The organism is Streptomyces colonosanans (assembly GCF_001866645.1).
GTDB classification, from domain to species: domain Bacteria; phylum Actinomycetota; class Actinomycetes; order Streptomycetales; family Streptomycetaceae; genus Streptomyces; species Streptomyces colonosanans.
On record NZ_MLYP01000066.1, the window covers coordinates 1 to 22913 of the forward strand.

18 protein-coding genes and 2 pseudogenes are annotated in these 22913 nt (G+C 66.6%); 11 read left to right on the plus strand and 9 right to left on the minus strand.

Annotated elements, in window-relative coordinates; translation table 11 throughout:
- Positions 1-462 precede the first annotated feature (462 nt).
- Together BIV24_RS35655 and BIV24_RS35660 are read left to right on the plus strand one after the other, a co-directional pair.
- The gene (locus BIV24_RS35655; RefSeq protein ID WP_245766927.1) at positions 463-1227 is read left to right on the plus strand and encodes a transposase; all 765 of its coding nucleotides are present in this window, start codon (positions 463-465) and stop codon (positions 1225-1227) included.
- 78 nt (positions 1228-1305) lie between these two features.
- Positions 1306-2061 carry a transposase gene (locus tag BIV24_RS35660; RefSeq protein ID WP_245766928.1) on the plus strand — a complete coding sequence of 252 codons (756 nt, stop codon included), beginning with the start codon at positions 1306-1308 and terminating at the stop codon, positions 2059-2061.
- A 48-nt stretch (positions 2062-2109) separates the two neighbouring features.
- On the opposite strand, the gene BIV24_RS24795 is transcribed toward BIV24_RS35660, so the two are convergent.
- Positions 2110-3378 (minus strand): IS256 family transposase, encoded by a 1269-nt coding sequence (locus tag BIV24_RS24795; protein ID WP_071368663.1) that lies wholly within the window; start codon positions 3376-3378, stop codon positions 2110-2112.
- A 265-nt stretch (positions 3379-3643) separates the two neighbouring features.
- Here BIV24_RS24795 and BIV24_RS35665 point away from each other — a divergent pair, with 265 nt between their 5' ends.
- Positions 3644-3814, plus strand: coding sequence for a hypothetical protein (locus tag BIV24_RS35665; protein WP_245766929.1), 171 nt, complete (start codon positions 3644-3646; stop codon positions 3812-3814).
- 42 nt (positions 3815-3856) lie between these two features.
- On the plus strand, positions 3857-4510 hold the full coding sequence (locus BIV24_RS24800; RefSeq protein WP_245766930.1) for an acyl-CoA thioester hydrolase/BAAT C-terminal domain-containing protein: 654 nt from the start codon (positions 3857-3859) through the stop codon (positions 4508-4510).
- 151 nt (positions 4511-4661) lie between these two features.
- On the opposite strand, the gene BIV24_RS24805 is transcribed toward BIV24_RS24800, so the two are convergent.
- From BIV24_RS24805 to BIV24_RS24825, 6 genes are all read right to left on the minus strand, one after another.
- Entirely contained in the window at positions 4662-6068 is a 1407-nt protein-coding gene (locus BIV24_RS24805) for an IS1380 family transposase (RefSeq protein WP_071368655.1), read from the minus strand.
- Between the two features lie 122 nt (positions 6069-6190).
- Positions 6191-6703: a GNAT family N-acetyltransferase gene (locus BIV24_RS24810; protein ID WP_245766931.1), complete on the minus strand. Its 513-nt coding sequence runs from the start codon at positions 6701-6703 to the stop codon at positions 6191-6193.
- Positions 6704-7066: 363 nt separating this feature from the next.
- Positions 7067-8146, minus strand: a complete 1080-nt coding sequence (locus tag BIV24_RS34855; RefSeq protein WP_218149332.1) for a tyrosine-type recombinase/integrase — start codon at positions 8144-8146, stop codon at positions 7067-7069.
- Between the two features lie 55 nt (positions 8147-8201).
- Positions 8202-8771 (minus strand): hypothetical protein, encoded by a 570-nt coding sequence (locus BIV24_RS34860; RefSeq protein WP_218149333.1) that lies wholly within the window; start codon positions 8769-8771, stop codon positions 8202-8204.
- Positions 8771-9427 (minus strand): tyrosine-type recombinase/integrase, encoded by a 657-nt coding sequence (locus BIV24_RS24820; protein ID WP_245766932.1) that lies wholly within the window; start codon positions 9425-9427, stop codon positions 8771-8773. Before BIV24_RS24820 ends, BIV24_RS34860 begins: the two co-directional genes overlap by 1 nt.
- Positions 9381-10001 carry a DDE-type integrase/transposase/recombinase gene (locus tag BIV24_RS24825; RefSeq protein ID WP_425442590.1) on the minus strand — a complete coding sequence of 207 codons (621 nt, stop codon included), beginning with the start codon at positions 9999-10001 and terminating at the stop codon, positions 9381-9383. The genes BIV24_RS24820 and BIV24_RS24825 overlap by 47 nt, the downstream gene beginning before the upstream one ends.
- Before the next feature lie 404 nt (positions 10002-10405).
- Between BIV24_RS24825 and BIV24_RS32420 the strand changes: the two genes are divergently transcribed.
- Complete coding sequence (locus BIV24_RS32420) at positions 10406-11983, plus strand: ISL3 family transposase (protein WP_107459692.1); 1578 nt, start codon at positions 10406-10408, stop codon at positions 11981-11983.
- Between the two features lie 77 nt (positions 11984-12060).
- Here BIV24_RS32420 and BIV24_RS32425 read toward each other — a convergent pair.
- Positions 12061-12434, minus strand: a pseudogene (locus tag BIV24_RS32425) (ISAzo13-like element transposase-related protein); the annotation flags it as partial.
- 55 nt (positions 12435-12489) lie between these two features.
- A pseudogene (locus BIV24_RS24835) lies at positions 12490-13257 on the minus strand (IS256 family transposase); the annotation flags it as partial.
- Positions 13258-14280: 1023 nt separating this feature from the next.
- Here BIV24_RS24835 and BIV24_RS24840 point away from each other — a divergent pair.
- The 6 genes from BIV24_RS24840 (at position 14281) to sbnB (ending at position 22904) form a co-directional block, all read left to right on the plus strand.
- Positions 14281-15450, plus strand: a complete 1170-nt coding sequence (locus BIV24_RS24840; protein ID WP_079168503.1) for an alpha-hydroxy acid oxidase — start codon at positions 14281-14283, stop codon at positions 15448-15450.
- Positions 15447-15812, plus strand: coding sequence for a hypothetical protein (locus BIV24_RS24845; RefSeq protein ID WP_143064655.1), 366 nt, complete (start codon positions 15447-15449; stop codon positions 15810-15812). The genes BIV24_RS24840 and BIV24_RS24845 overlap by 4 nt, the downstream gene beginning before the upstream one ends.
- 336 nt (positions 15813-16148) lie before the next feature.
- The gene (locus tag BIV24_RS24850; protein ID WP_079168504.1) at positions 16149-18074 is read left to right on the plus strand and encodes an AfsR/SARP family transcriptional regulator; all 1926 of its coding nucleotides are present in this window, start codon (positions 16149-16151) and stop codon (positions 18072-18074) included.
- A 312-nt stretch (positions 18075-18386) separates the two neighbouring features.
- Positions 18387-20840 (plus strand): non-ribosomal peptide synthetase, encoded by a 2454-nt coding sequence (locus BIV24_RS24855; RefSeq protein WP_245766933.1) that lies wholly within the window; start codon positions 18387-18389, stop codon positions 20838-20840.
- Positions 20833-21828 (plus strand): TauD/TfdA family dioxygenase, encoded by a 996-nt coding sequence (locus tag BIV24_RS24860; RefSeq protein WP_079168505.1) that lies wholly within the window; start codon positions 20833-20835, stop codon positions 21826-21828. Before BIV24_RS24855 ends, BIV24_RS24860 begins: the two co-directional genes overlap by 8 nt.
- A 26-nt stretch (positions 21829-21854) precedes the next feature.
- Complete coding sequence (gene sbnB, locus BIV24_RS24865) at positions 21855-22904, plus strand: 2,3-diaminopropionate biosynthesis protein SbnB (RefSeq protein ID WP_071368661.1); 1050 nt, start codon at positions 21855-21857, stop codon at positions 22902-22904.
- The last annotated feature ends 9 nt before the right edge of the window (positions 22905-22913 follow it).

A 22913-nucleotide genomic window follows, 5' to 3' on the forward strand; every position in this document is an offset into this window, starting at 1 on the left:
CGCGCACTGTTCGAAGCGCCGTCGGTCATGAGTCTTTCTGAACAGCTGGGGGCCGCGCAGAAGACGCGTAGGCCAGCTCTACGACCGATGCCCAGGCCGAAGGAGATTACGGAGGGCGGTTCGTGAGTTGATGTCCGTGGGCAAGCAGGTGTCGCTGGCCTCCGGCCGGCGGCTGGGGGCCATGCTGGTCGCGGCGTACGGGGACCGGCTGGAGAGGCCGAGCTGGGGTCTGACCCATCTGTTCCCACGGGCCGAAGTGCTGGCGGGGTATGAGCTTGACTCTGTCGGGGATCTTGGTGTTTCCCGGTGCGGCAGCATGATCAGCGGGCATGCTCGGGGCTGTTTCGAAGGCCGATGCAGTTGTCGAGGTGTCCGTTGTCGCTCCGCCCGCGTTCCGGTGAGCAAGTCCCTTCTCTGACTGCGCAGATCGCGCGGGCGAGTAACCCGGACGGTACGGCGGCGATGTGGGTGAGAGACCGGCTGGACGGGCTGTGGTGCGACGAGGACTTCGCCGGCTGGTACCCGCGTGACGGGCGCCCCGGCCTCTCACCCGCCCAACTGGCCACCATCTCGGTTCTGCAGTTCCTGCTCGGACTGTCCGACCGGCAGGCCGCCGAGGCGGTGCGCTGCCGCATCGACTTCAAATACGCGCTGGCCATGGAGCTGGACGATCCCGGCTTCCACCACAGTGTGTTGGCCGACTTCCGCGAGCGACTCGCCCAGGACGACCGTGCCGACCGTCTTCTCGATCTGGCGCTCGCCCGCCTGAAGGAGGCCGGACTCGTACGCGATCGGACCGCGCAGCGCACCGACTCCACCCACGTTCTGGCCGCGGTGCGCGACCTGACCCGGCTGGAACTGGTCACCGAGGCGGTCCGCGCCGCGCTGGAAGAAGTCGCCCGCACAGCCGCACACATGCTGGTCGGTCTGGTCGACGAGGACTGGGGGCGCCGATACGGCCGTCCGGTCCGCCTGGGCAAGAACCCCACCCGGCCCAAGACCAGGGCCCTCGCCGCCGGCGACGACGCCTGTCGGCTACTGGAACGCCTCCACCGGCGCGAACCGGGCTACCGGCCCGGCCCGCAGGCCGAGGCCCTGCGGCAGATCGTCGTGCAGAACTACTACCGCGACGCAACAGGCCGGCTGCGCTGGCGCACCGCCGACGACGGTGGGCTACCGCCCTCCTCCTCGGCGGTCGTCTCCCCTTACGACACCACGGCGCGCTAGGTCCGCCATGGGCACATCATCCGATGGAAGGGGTTCGCTGCGCATGTCACCGAGACGTGTGCCTCCGACAGCGTCAACGTGATCACGGACGTGGCCACCACCTCGGCCGCCACGAACGACGGCCAGGCCCTGCCCGGCATCCATACCCGACTGGCGCGTCGCAGACTGCTGCCAGCCGAGCACCTCGTTGACGGCGGCTACACCTCCCTCGTCCACCTGGAACGAGCCCAGCGCGAACACCAGATCACCGTCAGCGGCCCCCTGCCGGGCAACCCCACCCACCAGCACCGCAAGAACGAGGGCTTCGACCGGGACGACTTCCACATCGACTTCGACCGCCGGCAGGTCACCTGCCCCCAGGGCCAGGTCAGCCAGGGCTGGCACGGCCCCTACCCGACGTCCTCGCCCACCGCCGCCCCGTTGATCGTGGCACGGTTCACCAAGAGCCAGTGCCGCCCCTGCCCGGTCCGCACCCGGTGCACCACCACCGCCGACAGCGCCCGGACCGTGGGCTTTCCCCCACGAGAACTCCGCGACCTGCAACTCCGCGTCCGCGCCGAGCAGCAGACACCCGACTGGAAGACCCGCTACGCGGTCCGCTCCGGAGTCGAGGGCACCATCAACGAGTTCGCCCACGGACACGGCATGCGCCACTGCCGCTACCGAGGGCAGCCGAAAACCCATCTGCAACACGTACTCACGGCCATCGCCGTGAACATCGAACGCCTCAGCAGCCTGCCACCGACTGAGGAAACCCCCTCACCACGGCCACCGACCGCCTTCCAGACCTTCCTGGACCAACACGGCATCCCCCGGGGGTCTATCAGGAATTAGGTGTGATTCGTCTGTTTGGCCTACGAGTTGTTCGGTGGGCTGTTCGGCCTATACCCGTCCGGCGGTAAGTCGGCCGTCGAAGAGGACGTCGAACTCGTTGAGGGCGGACTTCCAGCGGTTGTTCCAGCGCTGGCGGCCGCGTCCGGTGGGGTCGAGGGCGAGGGTGGCCAGGTAGAGGCGTTTGAGCGCGGCCTGCTCGTTGGGGAAATGTCCGCAGGCCTGGGCAGCGCGCCGGTAGCGGGCGTTGAGAGACTCGATCGCGTTGGTGGTGTAGACGACTTGGCGGACGGCGTCGGGCAGGCCGAGGAAGGGCACGAACTCACTCCAGGCCCGTTGCCAGGTTCCCGCGATCGAGGGGTAGCGTTTGCCCCAGGTGGCGTCGAAGTCAGCGAGTCGTTGCCGGGCCTCGTCCTCGTTGACGGCGGTGTAGACGGGCTTGAGGTCGCGGGCGACCTCGGCCCAGTCGCGGCGCGATGCGTAGCGCAGGCTGGCGCGGATGAGGTGGACCACGCAGGTCTGCACGACGGTCTGAGGCCAGACGGTGCTGACCGCGTCGGGCAACGCCGACAGTCCGTCGCAGACCAGCATGAGCACATCGCGGACGCCTCGGTTCTTGATCTCTGTCAGGACGGTCTGCCAGTACTTGGCGCCCTCGCCCCCATTTCCGGCCCACAGGCCGAGGATCTCGCGGTAGCCGTCGGCAGTGACCGCGACGGCCACGTAGATCGGCCGGTTGGCGACGTGACCATCTCTGATCTTGACGTGGACGGCGTCGATGAAGACGACAGGGTAGACCGGATCGAGCGGGCGGGTGCGCCATTCCGCCATCGACTCCAGGGCTTTGTCGGTGATCGTGGAGATGGTCTCCTTCGTGGTCGTCATCCCGTAGGTCTGGGCGAGGTGCGAGACGATCTCACCGGAGGTCAGGCCCTTCGCGGTCAGTGAGATCACCAGATCGTCCAGCGCACCCGTGCGGCGGGCATACGCGGGCAGCATCCTGGGCCGGAAGGTGCCCAGCCGGTCCCGGGGAACCTGCACCGTCACGGCGCCGACCTCCGTCATGACCTTCTTGGTCCGGTAGCCGTTGCGCATGTTGCCGCCCGAGCGGGACCCGCGCCCGCCGCTCCGGCCGGCCTCGGCGGCCAGATGCTCGTCCATCTCCGCTTCCAGGGCGGCCTGCATCAAGTGCTGGGCCAGCTCGGGCAGCAGCCCGCCCTCGCCCATCAGCCGCAGCCCTTCCCCGCGGACCTTCTCGGCCGCGAGCGCGGCCAGTTCCTCCAGCAACTCGCTGGACAGACCATTCGGCGACACCGGCATCGACTTCACGTCGGCACCCTGAACACTGCCGCCGGCCACGGCAAGCGACACGCTGCCGCAGGTCTCGATCCGGTGATCCATCGTCGTACTCATCAGGTGACTCCTTCGGGGAGGCTCACACCTGATTCATGACACTCCCTCCCCCGGTCGAAGTCCTGGCGAACGATGGGCAGTTGACGTCGACCGCTCCAAGATCCCCGACAGAGTCAAGGTGAGAAGCTGCCAAGACGTTCTTTGACCGCGACGCGTCGAGCTGGGGGAACACGTGGATGTTGCTAAGCACGAGCTGAACCATCCCTGGGAAGGCGTCCCTGTCACGCCCGCCCACGGCAGTGACGTCGGCGTTCTGGTCCTGGCCGGTTCCAGCGGACGCATCGAACACGAGAGAGCACGCATCCTCGCCCAGCAGGGCATCATTGCTCTGTCCATCCGTTGATTCGGCGGACCAGGACAGTCCCCGGGAATTTGTGAGATCCCCTTGGAGACCTTCACCGCCGCAGTCGACCTCCTCACCACGAGCGGGGCCCGGCGCATCGGCATCCTCGGCGTCTCCAAGGGAGCTGAAGCAGCTCTCCTCACGTCCGTGCACGACCCGCGCGTGGACGTTGTCATTGCGGTGTCACCCACCTCGCGAGTCTGGTGCAATGTGGGCCCGGGCCTCGATGGGGAACAGCGCCCGTATCGCTCTTCGTGGACTTGGCAGGGGCAGCCACTGCCTTTTGTTCCGATGGATGATTCCTGGACCCCCGTCAACCCGGGCAGCGGTCCGGTCGCCATCCGCGGGTGGTACGAACTCAGCGAGCAGAGCTTCGCTGACCTGCTCCCTCGGGCAGAGATCCCCGTCGACAGAGCCCGGGCCGATCTGGTGCTCGTCGCCGGCGGCGACGACGCGATGTGGCCCTTTCTCCGCTTCGCCGAACAACTGGCAGAACGCCGACGCTCAGCCGGGACCACCGCGCATCTGATCGCCCGCCATGATGCCGGCCACCGACCACGCTTTCCCGGCGAGAGCCCGGCGCCAGCCTCCCCGCACTTCCTGTACGGAGGCACGCCCGGAGCTGACGCGCTCCTGGGGGAGGCTGCGTGGTCGCACATCCTCGACAGGCTCCGCAGCACGGCTCTCCTCAGTTAACCTCCGCGTTTCAGTTGAGGGCGGCTGAGCTGGGTTGATGTCGCGGGCGTTGATCGTCGCGTGCTGTGCGAGGGGTGGGCATCGCGATGGCCCGGCGCGGTGGTCGGGTTCTCCGGGGTCCTTCGGGTCGTGGCGGGCAGGGGTTTGCCGGTCAGCTGGCGGGGCGGGGTAGTGCGGCGAGGCGGTGGAAGGCCGTGGCCAGTTCGTGTCTCCAGGGCCAGGTCGCTGATATTCGCAGGTGGAGGCGTCGGCCGCCGCGGGTGAGGCGTGCGGCTGCGTGCAGGAGTCGGTAGCGGAGCTTCTTGGGTTCGGCAACGGCCAGGTCGCCGTCCAGCAGCAGGACACGGGTCCAGGCGAGAAGGTCGATGGCTGCGAGGCTGAGTTCGAGCCAGGCGGCGTTGATGGTGAAGTGGCGGGAGGGGAAGCGGCCAAAGCCGGTGCTCTTCCCGCAGCGGATGTGGTCTTCAACGGTGGCGTGTCCGCGATGGCGTACCTCCAGGAACTGTGCGGAACCACCGCCGGAGTACGGGGTGTCGGTGAGGAACACCTGGTGTCGCAGGCCCTCGTCCTGGTCGAAGAGGGATAGTTGGGCGCCGGGGTGCGGACGCTCCCGGCGCACGATGATGCGGGTGCCGGCCGGGTAGCTTGCAAGGTCGACCATGCCGGTGAGCTCTGCGGTCTCGGCGCCGTCGCGTAGTGTCCCGTCCTGGTCCAGGGCGGGATGCCAGAGATGCTCGGGCAGCGAGCGGATCGCGCGGCGCACCGGCTCGGTGACCGCGTAGCCGACCGAGAACCGCAGGTTGAGGCCGTGCTCGCGCAGGGCCCGGATGTGGGCGAGGAACGCTTTCGCGGATCCGGCGCTGTCGGTGCGGACCAGGATCGCGGTGCCGTGCCGGTGAGCGTCGGGGATCTGCGCGAGGGCGTTGTCCAGCACCGCGATGTGATCGGCGGCGGTGTTGGCTCCGGAGTTGCCGGGCCGCAGCCGGCCGGACAGGGCCTCGCCGGTGTTCGCGAGGAAACACAGCAGCGGGTGGAAGCCGAAGCCGCCCTTGTAGGTAGGTGCGGCTTGTTCCTTTTCCGAGTGGCAGGTGATCAGCGTGGCGTCGAGGTCCAGGACCAGGCCGGAAAGTTCGCGTCCGCCGGCCCGGACAGCGGGTATGCCCTCGCCGGTCTCGGCGGCCTGCATCCAGGCGACTTCCCGGGCTGAGGCGCGGGCTGCTCGCAGTGAAGTGAGTGCGGCGGCGTCGGTGTCGGCGAGCAACCGCCAGGCAGTGGGTGTGGAGGCGACCGGGCCGAACACCTCGCCCTGGTCCCGTAGCACGGCCAGATCCGTAATGGCCTCGCCGCCGTCGGCAAGCATCACCGCGAGGTCCGTCATGATCCGGCCCGGGTCGTGGCCGGTCCCACGCGGCCTCAACGGGTGCAACGCGACGGAGTACGCACCGGTCAGCCCGGTTGCATCGGCGAGATCAGCCAGCAACCGCGATCCAGCATGTCCAATCACCCCCGCCCCGTCAGCGGACACCACGAGCCTGGGACGAGAACCGATACCCTTCACGCAGAAAACGCCTTCCCCCGGCGACGATCAAACCCCTAGACAAGGTTCATCGTCCCAGCTCAGGAAGGCACTTTTACGTCTCTACCCAACCCTCAGCCGCACCCCAACCGAAACGGCGAGACCTAGGAGGCGAGCCTGCCGGTCAGTTTCTTTTCCCAGAACACTTCATCGTGCCATGCGCCGTCGGCGTAGAAGTGGTCATGGGCGATGCCCCAGGGACTGAATCCGTGCTTGCGGAGGACCGCCTGAGACGCGAGGTTCTCCAACTGGGTGTGCGCCTCCAGTCGATGCAGGTTCAGCTCGTTTTCGGCGATCCGCAGCGCGAGGCCGACGGCACGGCTCGTGTGCCCGAGTCCCTGGTAGAGAGAAGAGACCCAGTAGCCGAGGAATCCCTTCTGGAACGGGCCGCGCAGGATCGAGCTGATGTTGACTTGCCCGATGACGGTCTCGTCGGAGACCACGACGCCGGGCCACGCGAGCCCCTTGCCATAGGAGTCCAGAAGGGATTCGATGACCGAGGCTTGCCCGTCGGGCGTATAGAACTCTGCGGGCCTCTCGGGCAGCCAGCGCGCATACGCCTGCTTGTCCCGGGAGAGCAGGGCGGCGAGTGCGGGGCCGTCGGAGGGCTCGATCAAGCGAATCAAGGTGGAGCTCACAGGTGTCCTGCTGTCTTGTCAGCTGCGGTAGTCGGTCGGTTGCGCGGGACTCTTACGGAGGTCTCGCTCGATGATCGGCTCAAAGATACGCCGCTGTCAGCCCGGTCGCTTCGGCGAGGTCCGCCAGCAAACGCGTTCCGCCGCGACCCGACCACCCCCGACCCGTCGGTGGACACCACAAGCCGGGGCCGCGAACCGATATCCTTCACGTAGAAAGTGTCTTCCTCTGGCGAGGATCGAACCCCTAGACAAGGTTCATCGTCCCAGCTCAGGAAGGCACTTTTGCGTTTCTACCCACCCTTAGCCGCACCCCAACCGAAACGGCGAGGCTAATGATGTTCGTCAGAAGGCTTCTCCGTCGAGTCTGCTGAGGAGTCCGTCGAAGATCCGCTCGCGTGCGACTTGTCCCTTCGCTGTCGCGTCGTCTCGCTGGCGTTCGAGGGTGGGCCGGAACTCGATCGTGGTGACGAAGAATGTGCAGGACTCGCAGATCGACTCGAAGTGGCAGTCCATCTCGACGGGGCGAGCGCAGTAGCCGTTGCCGAGCATCCGGCGGTGCATCTCCCGGCGGAGCTTGGCCATCTCCGTGCCCTCGGCGTCGGCCGGTAGCTGGCGCGGGGCGTCGTAGAGTGCCTCGACCTTCTCCGAGACGGCGAAGTACTCGTCGGCGACGGTGCGGTCGGCGATCCGCGCGTAAACACGTGTCATGGACAGCGACCGGTGTCCAAGAAGTGCGGCGATGGCTTCCAGGGACATGCCCCGGTTGATCGCCTGGGTGGCCAGAGTATGTCTGAGCTGGTGCGGAGTGACCCGGCCGAGTCCGGCCTGCTGGGCGGCCTTGCGGACCGCGGCCTCGATGCGGGAGGCGTTGACGGGGCGGCCGTGGTCGGTGAACAGCAGGTTCGAGCGCAGGCCCTCGGGCCGGTGCAGCAGCCAGTCGTCCAGCAGCGTCTTGAGCTGCGGATGCAGGGGGAGCCGGGCGAACGGATCGGGGTCCTGGCGGGCGGCTGCCAGCAGTTTGGCGGCCGCGGCGTCGTCCAGGAAACGGGGCAGTGGTTCGTCCACGATCGGGAAGTCGCTGTCGAAGATCAGCTGGCGGGTCGGCCAGTCGGCGGCGTCCCACTCATCCAGGCGGCGGAGGAAGCCGCGGAGTTTGCTGAGGCGGTCGCGGACGGTGTGCCGATGCAGCGGTCCTCCGCGGGCGGCCGGCCGCTCCAGCAGCCACTGCCGGTAGCGTTCGACGTGCCGCCGCTTGAGTGCGGCGACGCAGGTGACGTCCGTGTCTTCGGCGGCGACCAGGAGGGCGAACTCCCGCAGCGTCAGCTCGGCGTTCTTCACGGTGCCCGGCCGCATTGTTCCGGCGATCTGCTGCAGGTAGCGCTGCATCGTGTCCGCCAGCCCGGCCGGGACACGGGCGCCCACTCCCGGGCCGGCATGTCGGCCCGGTCCGGCGAGCGACAACGCGGGAGCTGGTCGGTCAACTCGCAGTGGAAGAACGTCGCTTCCAGGTTGAACAGGGCGGTCGACAGGGCCTTGACCCCGCGGTTGGGGATGATGCGGCGGGCGGCCTCCAGCAGCAGGCGGCGTCCCTCGTCCCAGTCGCTTTGCTACAGCTCGTGCGGTTGCTTGCCGAACAGGGCCAGGCCACGAAGTGGCCCAGCAGGTTGAACTGGGTCATGGCCAGCGCGTCGCGAAAACCGAGGGACCGGGCCGTCTCCATGAACCTCAGGTGCAGTTCCGGTTCCGTGCGAGCGAGTACGATGCCCAGTCGTGGGCGTCGGGCGACCAGGTAGTCCGCCCCGGGTTGCAGACGTCCGATGACCGAGAGCCAGCTGATGAATCGGTGGGTCTCGTGGTTGAAGGCGAGCTGGCGTTCCAGCGGCAGGCGGCAGAAGTCGCTGAGGTCGGGCACCGCGGCGAGCAGAGCGCGGGCTCCCCAGCGAACCTTGTGATCGGTGTTCATGCCCTGCGCCGCCCGGTGGGCGAGGTAGAACTCGACCAGGTCCGGGTGCACGATCGGCAGGGCGGCGGCTCGGGCCCGGCGCATCAGGACTCCGTCCGATCGGCGTCGATGGCGGCACTCGCCTGCAGGTACTGCTCGACGAGCCAGCTGTTCGCCAGGTGGATGTAGATCCGGGTCGATTCGATGGAGCGGTGTCCAGCCTGGGCCTGTACCGCCTCCAGCGCCATGCCCGCCTCCCGCAGCCGGGTTAGGCAGGTATGGCGTAGCTGATGACAGGTCAGCCTCGGTAGGCCGGTTCGCTTCCGGACACCGTCAAGGATCTCGTCCAGACCATCGGCGGAGAACGGTCGGCCGCGTGTGGGCCCGCGCAGCACCACGAACACTCGATCTTGGTCGACGGGTGGACGAGGCGGTGCCCCGCGGTTGCCGCTGCGGCGGCGGTTGGCCAGCCCCGTCGGCACCGGGTTGCGATCAATGGCCAGGTCGTCGCGGGTCATGAGGTAGCCGAACAGCCCGGAGATGCTGGCGAGGCGGCGCTTGATGGTCCGAGCCGAGAGTCCTGCTTCACCGTCTTCGAGCCGGACGACCCTCGGTCCTCGCCGCGGCTTCTTCTGCGCAGTGATGAAGGCGAAGATGTCCGCGGTGACCACGTCGGTCGGCTCCTTGGACACCACGGAGAAGAAGACCTTCAGGTCATAGGCGGTGGCCAGCAGGGTGTTCGGTCGGCAGCGCGCCGCCACGAACTCCAGGTAGTCGTCGACCAGGACGTGCCCCAGCGATGCCGCAGCATTGCCCGCGGCATCGACGCGTCGTACCAACTGCGGCTGCCAGGCCATTCGAGCTCTTCGACGGGAGCGACCATCCTGGCCGGAAGCACGAGATCGCGGAAGAGTTGTCACCCACATAACCGCCGAAGTGGGCGAAGGCCCGGCGGTGGCAGTCGAAGAAGGTCTGCAGGTCCTGGCTGGTGGTGAAGCAGCAGAACGGATCGCGCGAGTACGACAGGACCATGTGGAAGGAGTAGACCTTCGGGATGTCCATGTGGGCGAGGATCTTGCCCTCATCGCCCCAGTCCACCTGGGCCTGAGCGCCCGGGATGACCTCGAAGCGGCGATGCATCCCCGCCAGTTCCTTCGGCGTGATGCCGAGTTCCTCGGCGATCCTGGGGCGGGCTTCCTGAACGTAGAGCTTGGTCCGCTGGTAGTTGCCGGTGAACCCGTACTCGACGACCAGCCGTTCGTGGATCACGGCGGCCCTCATCAGGATCTCGGCCCGCAGCATCGAGTCGATCAGAGGCGCGAACTCATCGATCACCCTCACTCGGGACCGGCCGTTCGGTGACCGGCGGGGCGGTGACACGGGTCCGTCGGCGGACAGGTACTTGCTACCGTTCGCCAGTTCAGTCCGGTCTCCTTGGCGACCTCCGGCAGGCTCATGGCACCGGACTCGACAAGGCCGCGGAAGCGCCGCAGTCCCAGCCAGCGTTGCGAATCCAGGACCACGGGCCACCTCTCCCTGCGACCTCGAATAACAGGTCAGCAGAGTGCCGAACAGCAGCCCTCAACACCTTAAGAACTCTGCACGTTCATCCGTACGCGGCTATGCACGTTCACGGCTCTGGCAAGATTTTCGTGAAGCGGGGCTGTGTCACCGTGCGCCGGTGACGCTCCGTCACGGGTAGCGGCAGTGTCGATAAGTGTGACGACCTCGTACGAACTGTGGCTCCGCATCTCGATGTGGTGCGGGTGGAGCGGGTGTGGTCGGTGGACGGCGTGGTGCGTATCACTGCCCGTACCCGCGAGTTGATGGTGGTGTGTCCGGACTGCGGTCACGCGTCGTCGCGGGTGCACAGCCGGTATGTCCGCACGCTGTCCGATGTTGCTGTCGGTGGTCGCCCGGTGCTGATCGGGCTGACGGTGCGGCGGTTGTTCTGCGACAGTCCGAGCTGCGGCCGGCGGACGTTTGCCGAGCAGGTGGAGGGGCTGACGGTGCGCTACCAGCGCCGCCGCCCGGTACTGCAGCATCTGGTAGAGATGGCCGGGGTGTTGCTTGCCGGCCGCGGCGGCGCTCGGCTCCTGCACATCTTGAAGGCGCCGCTGTCACGGACGAGCGTGCTGTTGCACCTCATGCGCATGCGCCTGCCGCCGGTCACGACACCGAGGGTGCTGGGCGTGGACGACTTTGCGCTGTACGCGGACGTCTACGGCACTCTGCTGGTGGACGCCGACACCCGGCTGCCGATCACGTTGTGGGCCGGGCGCGACGCCGAACAGCTGGCCGCCTGGCTGCGCACGCACCCCGGCGTCAACGTGGTGTGCAGGGACGGCTCGCTGGTCTACCGGCAGGGCATTACCGACGGGGCACCGGACGCGGTGCAGGTCAGCGACCGTTTCCACCTCTGGCAGGGGCTGTCGAAGCGAGTCTCGGACATCGCCGCCGCCCACCGCGGTTGCCTGCCCGCCGCAGTGCCCGAGCCCGAACCGGCCGCACCACCACCGAAGCCGGAACCGTCCGCGGCGGCCGACACTCCTGCTCGCCGCCACGCCAAGCAGCTGTTCGAGGCGGTGCACGCGGTTTCCGGTACCGGCCGCTCGCTCAGCGCCATAGCCCGGGAGCTGGGCCTGAACCGCCGCACGGTGGCCAAGTACGCACGCGCTGCCTCCTGGCAGGAGTGCGTACGGCGCACTCCGCCCCGCCGATCCACGAGCCTCGATCCATATCTGGAGTATCTGCGGCAGCGGTGGGAGGAAGGTGAGCACACCGCGACAGTGCTGCACCAAGAGATCGTCGCCAAGGGCTACCTGGGCCGCTATCAGCGGGTCAAATTGTCCATCGCGCCGCTGCGTCGCGGTCTGCCGATCGACACACCGCGCGAGCGGCCCCCCTCGCCCCGCCAGGTCGCCCGGTGGATCACCACCACACCATCCCGGCGCGGCCTGCACGTTACCGAGGCGCTCCGGCGACTCCTCTCGCACTGCCCGGAGCTGGACCAAGCCCACGACCTGGTACGGCAGTTCGCTGCCATGCTCGACGCCCGCGACGCCACCCCGCTGCCGGACTGGCTCGACCAACTCACGGCCTCCCGCCTGCCGGCAATGGCCAGCCTTGCCAAAGCCATCCGCGAGGACCAGCACGCCGTCGTGCAGGGCATCACCACGGCGTTCAACTCCGGTGTCAACGAAGGGCGGATCACGGACCTGAAGCTCCAGAAAAGGATCACGGCCGGTCGCGCCGGGGTTCCGCTCCTCCGCCAGCGCGTCATCCTCATGGCCCACCTCCGACGCCGCTACCCGTGACGGAGCGTCACCGGCGCACGGTGGCACAGCCCCGCTTCACGAAAATCTTGCCAGGGCCACGTTCACGTGTACGCCGACAGCCGGCCCACCGTCGGCGCGGAAACCGGATGCCCCTGCCGGGTCAGCTCCTCGGCCAGGTGACGCAGTGACTTCGTCGTTCAGCGCAGCGGGGATTCCGGATCGCCGCGCTCGTCGGGCTCGACCAGGGCCATCAGCGCGTTCACCAGGCCCGGGTCGATTTCCTCGGCCGGTTTACGGCCTCCACCTTCGGTGCGGATGCGTCCGCCGGGCAGCGGCCCGGTGCCGGCTTCCAGCTCCGTGATCCCCCCGCCGTGGCCAAGCAGCCGCGCCTCGGCCGCTACCGCCAGACGCCGCTGCCGCTCATTCAGATGGGCAGCAACACCGCGAAGCGGCGGTCGAGTTGGGACAGCATCTCCTCCGTGATCGCCATACCAGGCCAACGAGCCGCTGCCCGCGAAGCAACAGGTTGATTCTTGACGGCTTCAGTGGACGCGGCATCTTTGGTAGCCGGCGCCGAGCATGACCTTGCGCACGGCCTTGACCAGGCCGCTGTGGTGGTCGGCGATGACCAGGCGGACCCCGTTCAGGCCGCGTTCGCGCAGGGAACGCAGGAACTCGCTCCAGAACGCCTCGGTCTCGATGTCCCCGACCATCAGGCCCAGCACTTCGCGTCCGCCGTCCTCGGTGATGCCGGTGGCGATGACCACGGCCTGCGAGACGATCTGGTGGTTCACGCGGGCTTTGCAGTACGTCGCGTCCAGGTAGATGTAGGGGAAGCGGGTGTGGTCCAGCGGCCGGGTGCGGAAGGCGGTGAGTTCGGCGTCCAGTCCGGCGCAGTGCCGGGAGACCTCGCTCTTGGAGATGCCGGTGTCCGCGCCCAGGGCCCTGACCAGGTCGTCGACGCTGCGGGTGGACACTGGGTGGACGTATGCCTCGACGATGACGGCGTAGGGGGCCCGGTCGATGCGGCGTCGGCGTTCCAGCAGGCTGGGGAAGAAGCTGCCGGTGCGGACCTTGGGGATCGCCAGGTCCAGGTCTCCGGCCTGCGTGGTCAGCACCTTGTCGCGGTGACCGTTGCGCCAAGTCGTGCGGGTCTCGGTGTGCTCACAGGGCTCGGCCCCGATGCGGGCCGTGGCCTCAGCCTCGATAAGTTCCTGCAGGATCCGCCGGGCCAGGACCCTGATCAACTCGATTCCGTCCGCCGTACGCAGTGACTCCATCAGCCGGAGTAAGTCATGCTGGGACAAGGCCATCGTGTCACCTCTCTCAACGAGCTTCTCTACTCGGAGAGTTGCGCGATGGCCGCCTCATGACCAGGGGCTATGCGGAGATCGCTGCTACACCACTCGGCGGGACACCATCGAAGGCCGCCTGTCCTGCCAGAGCACCGAAATCCTCCTGCCCCGGACCAGGACGGCCACCCGGCAGTAAGAACAGCGGCCAACCCCGCGACACGACGTGCACACGGTCCGAAAACAGACACTGCGAATCCCCGCAAGAAGAAATCAACGAACCCGCGCCCCCGCCGCACAGGTTAAAGATTAATTTAGGCCACCTGGGCCTTGGCTATGATGTTGGGTGTTGACTTGATGATCTAGCCCTCCTAGCATCACTGGCAGATACAGACCTTGCAGCACATCAGGGCGTCGAGTTGAGGGGGAAGTGTCAGTGTCGGCTACGTGTATGAGAGTTTTTGCGCTCATGCGAATCATCTAACCCTCGCGCCAGAATATCCGTTTTGGGGTGAAGGTGTGCAGATTTCTTTGCCTTGAACCCTGCATCCGGTCGCTGTGTTGACCTTCATGCATGTCTTTCGACCTTAGGGCGAGGTTACGCCCATAGCGGATCTGCAGGATCCTAATTTGTCGTTGTTATTGCGCGCGCATCCTGCTTTCCTTTCGGCGTCTTCATAAACTGGAATCGGCAATATCTCATCAGCGACGACGCGCCTGCCTCTGGTAACAGTTCGACCGGAGATGTGTGTTGGTTTCTTGGAGTGGGGCTCCAGAAGCGGGATGACTGAACGCCAGTTGGGTGTGGATAAGATGGGAAGCGTTTACGGTGACGCAGCATGTATTTGGCGTCGATTTTGCGTGCCTCGATCACGTCGAGTTCTATGCCGCGAGCGCTTCAGCTCGCGCCGTGGAGCTTGTAGATGGCTATGCGTTCAGGATCCAGCGAGTCGGAGCGAAGAATTTCGAGAATAGAAATATCAGGGTACTGTACGAAGTCACCGAACGCGGCCCGGGCACGTGGAGTGAAGCAGGTACCCAGTCATGACGACGTCTACCGCCCCCGCTGCATCTGCCGTTGGACCTGCACGCAGTGATGCCTGGTTGAACCTCGATGATGCCGGCCGGGCCGCTGCGGATGTTCTGCCTCAGGACGTCTGGGACTTCCTGAGCGGAGGCAGTGGTGCGGAGATGACAGTGGCCGCGAATCGCGTCGCGTTCGACGATGTCTTCATCGTCCCTCGCGTGTTGACAGACGTTTCTTCCTGTGGAACCAGCGCCACTCTGCTCGGCTCACGCGTTACCATGCCTGTTGGCGTCGCACCGATGGCCTATCAACAGTTGTTTCACCCTGATGGTGAACTCGCCACGGCACGTGCTGCCGAGGTTGCCGGCGTTCCCTACGAGGCCAGCATCTTGAGCAGCTATTCACTCGAGGAAATCACTGCTGTCTGTACTCAGACCTGGTTCCAGGTGTATTGGCTGCGGGACCGGATTCTGATGGGCGACCTCATCGATCGTGCGGAGAATCTAGGCTGCAAGGCGCTTGCACTAACGGTGGATGCACCACGCATGGGGCGACGGTTGCGGGACATCCGTAACGGTTTCGCACTGCCGTCTCATGTTGCGGCGGGAAATTTTCCACGTCCATGGACGGACACCGCGCGTCGGGGCACGGCGGGGAGCTCATCCAGCATGATGCACACCGGCGAAGCGTTCGATCCCGCGCTGACGTGGAAGGATGTCGCCTGGTTGCGCGGGCAGACCCATCTGCCCATAGTGCTCAAAGGAGTGCTGCACCCGGACGATGCCGTGCAGGCGATCGAAATCGGCGTCGACGCGATCACCGTCTCCAATCACGGCGGCCGTCAACTCGATGGGGCAATCGGCAGCCTGACAGCCTTGCCAGCAGTGGCCGCCGCGGTCGAAGGACGTGCCCAGGTACTCATGGACAGCGGCATCCGCTCCGGGGCGGATGTACTGAAAGCACTCGCGCTGGGCGCGTCGGGTGTGTTCATCGGGCGGCCAGTGTTGTGGGGGCTCGCAGCGGACGGGCAACGTGGCGTGGACCGTGTGCTCCAGGTCATGCAGACCGAACTGGAGGATGCCTTGGCGTTGTCCGGATGCGTCGACGTACGCCGAGCGCGCCACCTCGACGTACTGCCGAGGTCCTCGTCCGCTCCGGTCTCTCCGGTGCAAAGGGGCAGTAGGTGACAGTGCCCGAACAGGCGGAAAACAGCGGGACCAAGGAAACCGTGTCCGCGATGGTCCTGCACTTGGCTGAACTACACTCCTCGCCGGGCGACCCCTCGCTGGCCACAATGAACTGCTTCAGTGAGGTGGCAAAGCAATACCCCAGCGCTACCTCCTTCACGGCGCGGCAACCCGCACTTCTCGTAGGTGGCATCGTCGACGGTGCAGGCCTTGACGACTTGGCGGACGTGGCATGGCGGGCCCGCATGGAAGGATTGCGACACCGCGCTTTCTACGTGATCTCGGGCTTCACTAACCCGGCAGGGGAGAGTCGGTCTGCCGGGACAACCTTTACCGTCCAACGGAAGTGGCTGTCGACGTGACGCCCGGCCGCCGCAGGCCGGGCACTCCTCGAGATCATCGACTCCGACAAACCGGCCCTGCGGGTGCTCTTCGGCACACAGGGCAATCAGATACTCCAGCAGGTCTACACCGACCGCCTCACGACCTGGGCAGGCTGGCAGGACCTCGCAGTCGAGGCACACGGACACGCCCCTCAGCCCCGGTAGCCCGAACCAGCGATCGGCTTGAGGGAAAGGAGCTGGCCACGTGCGTTCGACGCAGCACCCAACTGGCCGGCTTGCATCGTGAGACATGTGCCTTTAGTGATCCACAGCTCCACTTGTTGATAACAGGCGGGATAATGGGAGAAATCTGGCATGATTTCTTGTGAAGCTGGCCATGAGGGAGACGCTAGCCACGATCGCATCGCGATAACGGTTTTAGGGGCGCTGTTAGTGACCGTCAATGGCCGCCCTGTGATGATTTCCGGCCCACGGCAACGCACCATCTTCGCGATGCTCGTTCTCGCCTGGGGCAGGGTTGTATCCGTGGATGCCCTGGTCGACGCGGTGTGGGGTGTCCGACCTCCTGCCACAGCCCGCACACAAGTGGCCATATGCATCGGAGCCCTGCGCAAGGCATTCAGGGCGGCCCACGTCGACGAACCAGTCATCCTGACTACTCATCCGGGATACCAGCTGCTGACCGATTCCTGTTCCTTCGATGCTCGCGACTTCGCCGCCATGGCCGCTAGCGCCGCCGACAGCGCCCGGCAGGGACGCCTCGAAGAAGCCGTCGGCTTGCACCGCAAGGCCCTCGACCTGTGGACCGGGCCGGCCCTCTCCGGAGTCGCCGGCCAGATAGTCGAAGACGAGGCCACGCGTCTGGAAGCCGAACGCCTTTCCACCTACGAGGCATTGTTTGACGCGGAACTCTCCCTCGGTCGCCATCATGAAGTGCTGCCCGAGCTGTCGGCTCTCGCTGACGACCACCCCCTCCACGAGAAACTGAGGCACAGCCTGATGCTGGCCCAGTACCGCTCAGGACGCAGGGCGGAGGCAGCCGAAGGATTCCGTAGCTGGCGCAGACGGTTCGTTGACGAGATCGGCATGGAACCCAGCGCTTCGATCCACCAGTTACACAACGCAATCCTTCAGGACGCGTCCGAAATCTACCTGAGCGACGGGGCGATGTCCCGCCCGGACCGCCGCACCATACCGGCTGAACTGCCCGCCGACGTCCCTGAGCTCATCGGACGCGGTGAGGAACTCGCAGCCCTAGACGCTTTGCTGGACGACATGGCCGGTCAGCCGCCGAAGCGAACAGGCGTCGTCGCTGGCACCGCTGGGGTGGGCAAGACAAGTCTCGTGGTGCACTGGGCAAGTCGCGCCTGGGAGTCTGGGGTCTTCCCTGACGGGTTGCTCTACGCCGACCTCTCTCAATATGAGTGGAGCCACGAACCCACCACAGCGCACGTCCTGCTGGACCGATTTCTGCGCGTCCTCGGAGTTGCCGCGGAGAGTGTGCCTCAACGGCTCGACGAATGCGTCTCATTCTACCGCAGCACGCTCGCCGAGCGTCGCGTCCTAGTAGTCCTCGACAACGCGCGGACGCTCGCGCATGTCCAGCCGTTCATGCCGGGCTCCGGCGACTCACGACTTCTTGTGACCACCGACGGGCGTCAGGATCCGCTAGCCGTGGGCCGGGGAGCGGTCCGGGTCGACCTCGACGCCCTGGCGCTCCCGCAAGCCGCAGAACTGGTGACGAGGCTGGTCGGCGAGCGCCGTGCCCTGGGCGACCCGACGGCAGTACGCGAGCTGTGCCGCCTGTGTGGTGGGCTGCCCCTCGCGCTGCGCGCCGCCGCAGGGCGCCTCATTGCCAAACCCCACTGGTCCGTAAGGAACATCGTTTACCGACTCACCGAAGAACACCGGCGGCTTGAAGAACTCAGTGCCGGAGGCGTGGAACTGCGGGCCGGGTTCGAGCGTGGCTACCGCGGGCTGTCCACCGCTGCGGCCCGTATGTGCCGCATGCTGAGCCTCCTCGACGCTCCGCACTTCACCGCCTACGCGGGCGCCGCGCTGCTTGCCGTCGACCCGGCCGAGGCCGAAGACGCCATGGAGCAACTCTTCGACATGCATCTCGTGCGGGTGGCTGGAGAAAGCCACGAAGGAACGCTGCGCTACGCCTTCCATGAGTTAGTTCGTCTGTGCGCACGCGAGAAGGTGCTGGTGGAGGAGACAGAAGAGGAGCGGTTGGCTGCTCTGGCCCGCTTTTCCAGCGCACAGCTGGCCTTCTCATAAGCGGGACTGGAGGAACGGTAAGGTGAGCCGACCGGCCCCATCGGTGGTCCCAGTAAGAACTCGTGGACGGTTTCCGATTGATATCCCACTGATAATCCGCCCGTTTACCGTTCGTTGTGTCAGGTGAAGGGCTCAGTGGGGGCACGAGTAGCTGGGCATGGGAAAGGTATTGGTGTGGAGACTGGGCTGCCTCGAGCGTTTTGGCAACGCGTGCTCACGGGCAGCGAGTACACGCCGCTCCCTCGGTGGCCGGGAAGCTCACCGCATCCCATCGGAGCCGTCGGTCGCTGTGTGCCGCCCGAGTTTCCGGGTGTGTCGGCCACGGTGCACGTTGCCATCCCGCCGGAGACAGGACACGCGCTGCGGCACCTGTGCCAGCGGTCCGCGGTGGCACTGGACACGGCTGTCCTCGCTGCATACGTCAAGGTGCTGGCGCAGGTCACTGCCGACCCGGTGGTGACTTGCGGCTACCATCCACCTGCCGGTGACGGTCCGGTGCCCTGCCCGGTGTCCGTCGCCGACGGCACCTGGGCTGACCTCCTCGGCGACGTGGCCCACGCCGAGTCGGATCTCGTCCGACACCTTCCACGCTACGCCGAAGCGCTGCAGACCCTCACGGCAGCGGAACCCGGTCTGCGGGGCCCCCTCTTCGACACAGTTTTCGTTCTGGGGCGCGCGCCCCGCGTCACCGACCTTCCAGCGGACACCGTCCTTGCTGCGGGGCTGTCCAGGGACGGCGACTCGTTGACGCTTGTGCTTTGCCACCGTTGGGAGGTGGTGGGTGGCGATCAGGCGGGACGCTTCGCCACATACCTGCTTGCCGCACTGCGCGCGCTCACCGAGGCACCGGAGGCGCTCCACCACGAGTGGAGCCCGGTCTCGGACGCCGAAGTCGCCTACCAGACACACCAGCTGGCAGGCCCACACCGCGAACTTCCCGACCAGCGCGTTCACGAACTCTTCGAGGAGCAGGTGCGGCTGCGTCCTGACGACGTCGCCGCCGTGCACAACGCCACGGTTTGGACGTACGCGGAGCTCAACCGGCGGGCCAACCGGCTCGCGCACACCCTGCTGGACGCCGGGCTGCGGGCCGAGGACGTGGTCGGCGTGGTGATGGAGCGCAATCTGGAGTGGCTTGCGTCCGTGCTCGCTGTCCTCAAGGCGGGCGGCGTCTACCTTCCGGTGGAGCCGCAGTTCCCCGCCAACCGCGTCGCGGACATGTTGCGACGTGCCGACTGCCGCCACGTTCTCACTCGCCGAGGCGTCTCCCGCAGCCTGGACACTGCCTTGGCCCAGCTACCCGGTCTCCACACCGATTACGTCGAGGAGCTACTTGCCGCCCCAGGCCGGGTGACCAACCCGAAAGTGCCCGTGGAGGCCGGCCAGAGTGCGTACCTCTACTTCACCTCCGGCTCGACTGGCACACCCAAGGGCGCGGTGTGCGAGCACGCAGGATTCCTCAACCATCTGCTCGCCAAAATCGAGGACCTCGATGTTACGGCCGGCGCAGTGGTGGCACAGACCGCGCCCCAGTGCTTTGACATCTCTCTCTGGCAGCTTGTCGCGGCGCTTGCCGTCGGCGGTCGTACCGTCATCGTGGACCAGGCGGCCGTCGAGGACGTGGCACTGCTCGTTATGACGCTCGACAAGGAGCGCGTCGAGGTTCTCCAGGTGGTGCCGTCCTACCTTGAGACGGTGTTGGCCGAACTGAACAGTGCGCAGCGACGGCTACCCCACCTGCGCTGTGTGTCGGTAACCGGAGAGGCCCTCAAGAAGGAGTTGGTCGAGCGCTGGTTCGCGACCTGCCCCGAGGTAGCGCTTGTGAATGCGTACGGCCTGACGGAGACGTCGGACGACACCAACCACGAGGTGATGCGGCGTGTACCGGACCAAGCCTCTGTGCCCCTGGGCAGGCCCATCGCCAATGTGCGAGTGTATGTCCTCGACGCAGCATTGCGGCCTGTCCCACTCGGCTCTCCGGGAGAGATCGCGTTCTCAGGAGTGTGCGTCGGCCGCTGCTACGTCAACGACGAGGAGCGGACCCGTGCCGCCTTCGTGTCCGATCCGCTTGTACCGGGGGAGCGGATGTACCGCTCTGGGGACTTTGGCCGCTGGCTGCCCGACGGGCGCCTGGAGTTTCTCGGGCGCCGGGATGCTCAGGTGAAGATCCGGGGTTTCCGGATCGAGATTGGTGAGATCGAGAACGCGCTGCTGAAGGCGCCCGGTGTACGCGACAGCGCCGTGGTCGTGGTCGGCGCCGGAGAGCGTCGGCAACTCGCCGCCTTTTGCACGGGCTCCGAATTGTCTTCGGGCCGGCTTGCGGCTGCCCTGGACGAGGTGCTGCCCGCGTATATGGTGCCGCACCACTTCTACCACCTGCCCGAGCTTCCGCTGACCGGCAACGGCAAGACCGACCGCAAGGCCCTAGCCCGGGTCGCCGACGAGCTGGCCGGCCACGACGGCCGGTCGGTGGTGCAGGAACCCGACGGTGAGGCCCCGCGCACCGAGACCGAGCGCAGGCTGGCCGGACTGTGGGCCGACGTGCTCAAGGTGCCAGCCACCGACATCCGCCGCGAGTCCCACTTCTTCGCCCTGGGCGGGACCTCGCTATCACTCGTCCGCCTGGCCATCGGGCTCGACCGCGTCGTGTCGCCCCGTGAGCTGAAGGAGGCCCCGCTGCTGGCGGACCTGGCGGCGCTCGTCGATGCCAGGGCCGGGGCCGTGGTCACCGACCCTACGAAGATGGCGGCTGACGCTGATGACTGACGTAACGACGCCCTCGATATCCGAGGTCCTTCCCGACGGCTCCCACCTTGTCCTGGAACCGGGCAGTACCCCAGTTTTGCAGCTCCCGCACCAGGAATTGCCCGCCCACGCCTTACGGCAGTTGCTTGTTCGACACGGCGCGATCCTTGTTCGCGGACTCGGCCTCGCGGCTCCGGCGGACCTGGCGGCCGTGGCACATGCCCTCAAGGCGACGCCGATGGTAGAGCGGGAGGGCTTTGCGGCCCGCGACGATTTCGGCCAGGGAGTGTACTCGGCGTCGCGGTGGCCTGCGGACGAGCCGATGTGCATGCACCATGAGCTGAGTTACGCCAACGAGGTGCCGGGCATCGCGCTATTCGGCTGTCTGCGGGCGCCGCAGCACGGCGGTGCCACGGCCCTGGCCGATGCGCGGCAGGTCCTCCAGGCCCTCCCTGCAGAACTCGTGGAGCCGTTCGAGCGGCATGGCTGGCTGCTCGAACGGCACTACGGTGAGGTGGGGCTGAGCTGGCCGGAGGCTTTCGGTACCTCGGACCCCGAGACGGTGTCCGCGTACTGCCGCGACCACGCCGTGGAGCACCGGTGGTTGCCGGACGGATCCCTGCGCACGGTCCAGCGCCGGGCGGCGGTCGTCCGTCACCCCGCCCTCGGTGAACGCCTTTGGTTCAATCAGGTTGCGTTCCTGAACGAGTTCACGATGGACGTGGCGGTCAGGGAGTACCTGATCTCCCTGTACGGCCCGGACGCGTTGCCCTTCACCACCCTTTACGGTGACGGGACGCCGGTGCCCGAGGCCGTAGTCCAGGCCATCAACAACGAGTACGCGGCTGCCACGGTCAGCGAGCCCTGGCAGGTGGGCGACGTGCTGGTCGTGGACAACCTGCGGATGGCCCACAGCCGCATGGCGTACCAGGGCGAGCGTGACATCGTCGCGCTCTTCGGCGACCCTGTGCGCATTCCCGGGCACGTGTGGCCCGCAGCGACCGACTGACCTTTCCGGGACCCTCAGGAGCCTTCATGCCCGAATCCAGCCCCGAGCAGTGCGTGACACCGTCGTTTGCCGTGATCCCTGGTGCACAGGTGCAGGGCGTCCTGGACCGCCGCTACCGCGAGGTGGTTGAGCTGATTGAGGCCGCCTACCGGCTGCACGGCGAGGAACAGACCGTCAATCCGCCTTCGTACTTCCTGCGCTTTCCGGACCGGCAGTCCTCCCGGATCATCGCGCTGCCTGCGTCCGTCGGCGGGCAAATCCGCACCGACGGCCTGAAATGGATCTCCAGCTTTCCGGAGAACGTTGGCCGTGGCATTCCCCGAGCCTCTGCCGTGCTCATCCTTAATGACCACGACACGGGTTATCCACTGGCCTGTCTGGAAAGTTCCATTATCAGCGCCGCCCGCACCGCTGCCTCAGCGGCGCTCGCCGCGGACCGAATCGCGGCTGCGCGGGGCGTCCGCCCGGTCAGGGTTGGCTTCTTTGGCGTAGGCCTAATTGCCCGGTACGTCCATAGCTACCTGGCTGGCAGTGGCTGGACATTCGACGAGATCAGCGTGTACGACCGCGTGACGGAGCACGTCAGCGGATTCGAGGAGTACCTACATTGGTCCGGTGAGCGCGGGCAGGTCACCCTACACAAGGACGCCGAGGCCCTGATCCGTTCCTCGGACCTGGTGGTCTTCGCGACGGTTGCCGGGACTCCGCATGTCACGGACCCCACATGGTTTGACCACAACCCGCTCGTGCTCCACCTGTCGCTGCGGGACTTGGCCCCCGAGGTGGTACTCGAGGCCACCAACGTCGTCGACGACGTCGACCATTGCCTCAAGGCCGGCACCTCGTTGCACCTGGCTGAACAGCAAACCGGGCACAGGGGGTTCGTCGCCGGCACCCTCTATGACGTTTTGATGGGGACCCTGCGCCCCGGGGTCGAACGGCCCGTGGTCTTCTCGCCGTTCGGCCTGGGCGTGCTGGATTTGGCGCTCGGCAGGCATGTCTACGACGAGGTCGTAGCGTCGGGGGAGCTGCGGGTTGTGGACGGCTTTTTCCACGACATGCGACGCTACGGCTGAGGCAGGGAG

Excerpts from the sequence above, each read along its gene's own strand:
- BIV24_RS35655 (WP_245766927.1), top strand. The coding sequence starts at position 463 with ATGTGGGTGAGAGACCGGCTGGACGGGCTGTGGTGCGACGAGGACTTC.
- BIV24_RS24795 (WP_071368663.1), bottom strand. The coding sequence starts at position 3,378 with ATGCCGGTGTCGCCGAATGGTCTGTCCAGCGAGTTGCTGGAGGAACTG.
- BIV24_RS34860 (WP_218149333.1), bottom strand. The coding sequence starts at position 8,771 with ATGCGCCGGGCCCGAGCCGCCGCCCTGCCGATCGTGCACCCGGACCTG.
- BIV24_RS24840 (WP_079168503.1), top strand. The coding sequence starts at position 14,281 with ATGACGACGTCTACCGCCCCCGCTGCATCTGCCGTTGGACCTGCACGC.
- BIV24_RS24850 (WP_079168504.1), top strand. The coding sequence starts at position 16,149 with ATGATTTCTTGTGAAGCTGGCCATGAGGGAGACGCTAGCCACGATCGC.
- BIV24_RS24860 (WP_079168505.1), top strand. The coding sequence starts at position 20,833 with ATGACTGACGTAACGACGCCCTCGATATCCGAGGTCCTTCCCGACGGC.
- sbnB (WP_071368661.1), top strand. The coding sequence starts at position 21,855 with ATGCCCGAATCCAGCCCCGAGCAGTGCGTGACACCGTCGTTTGCCGTG.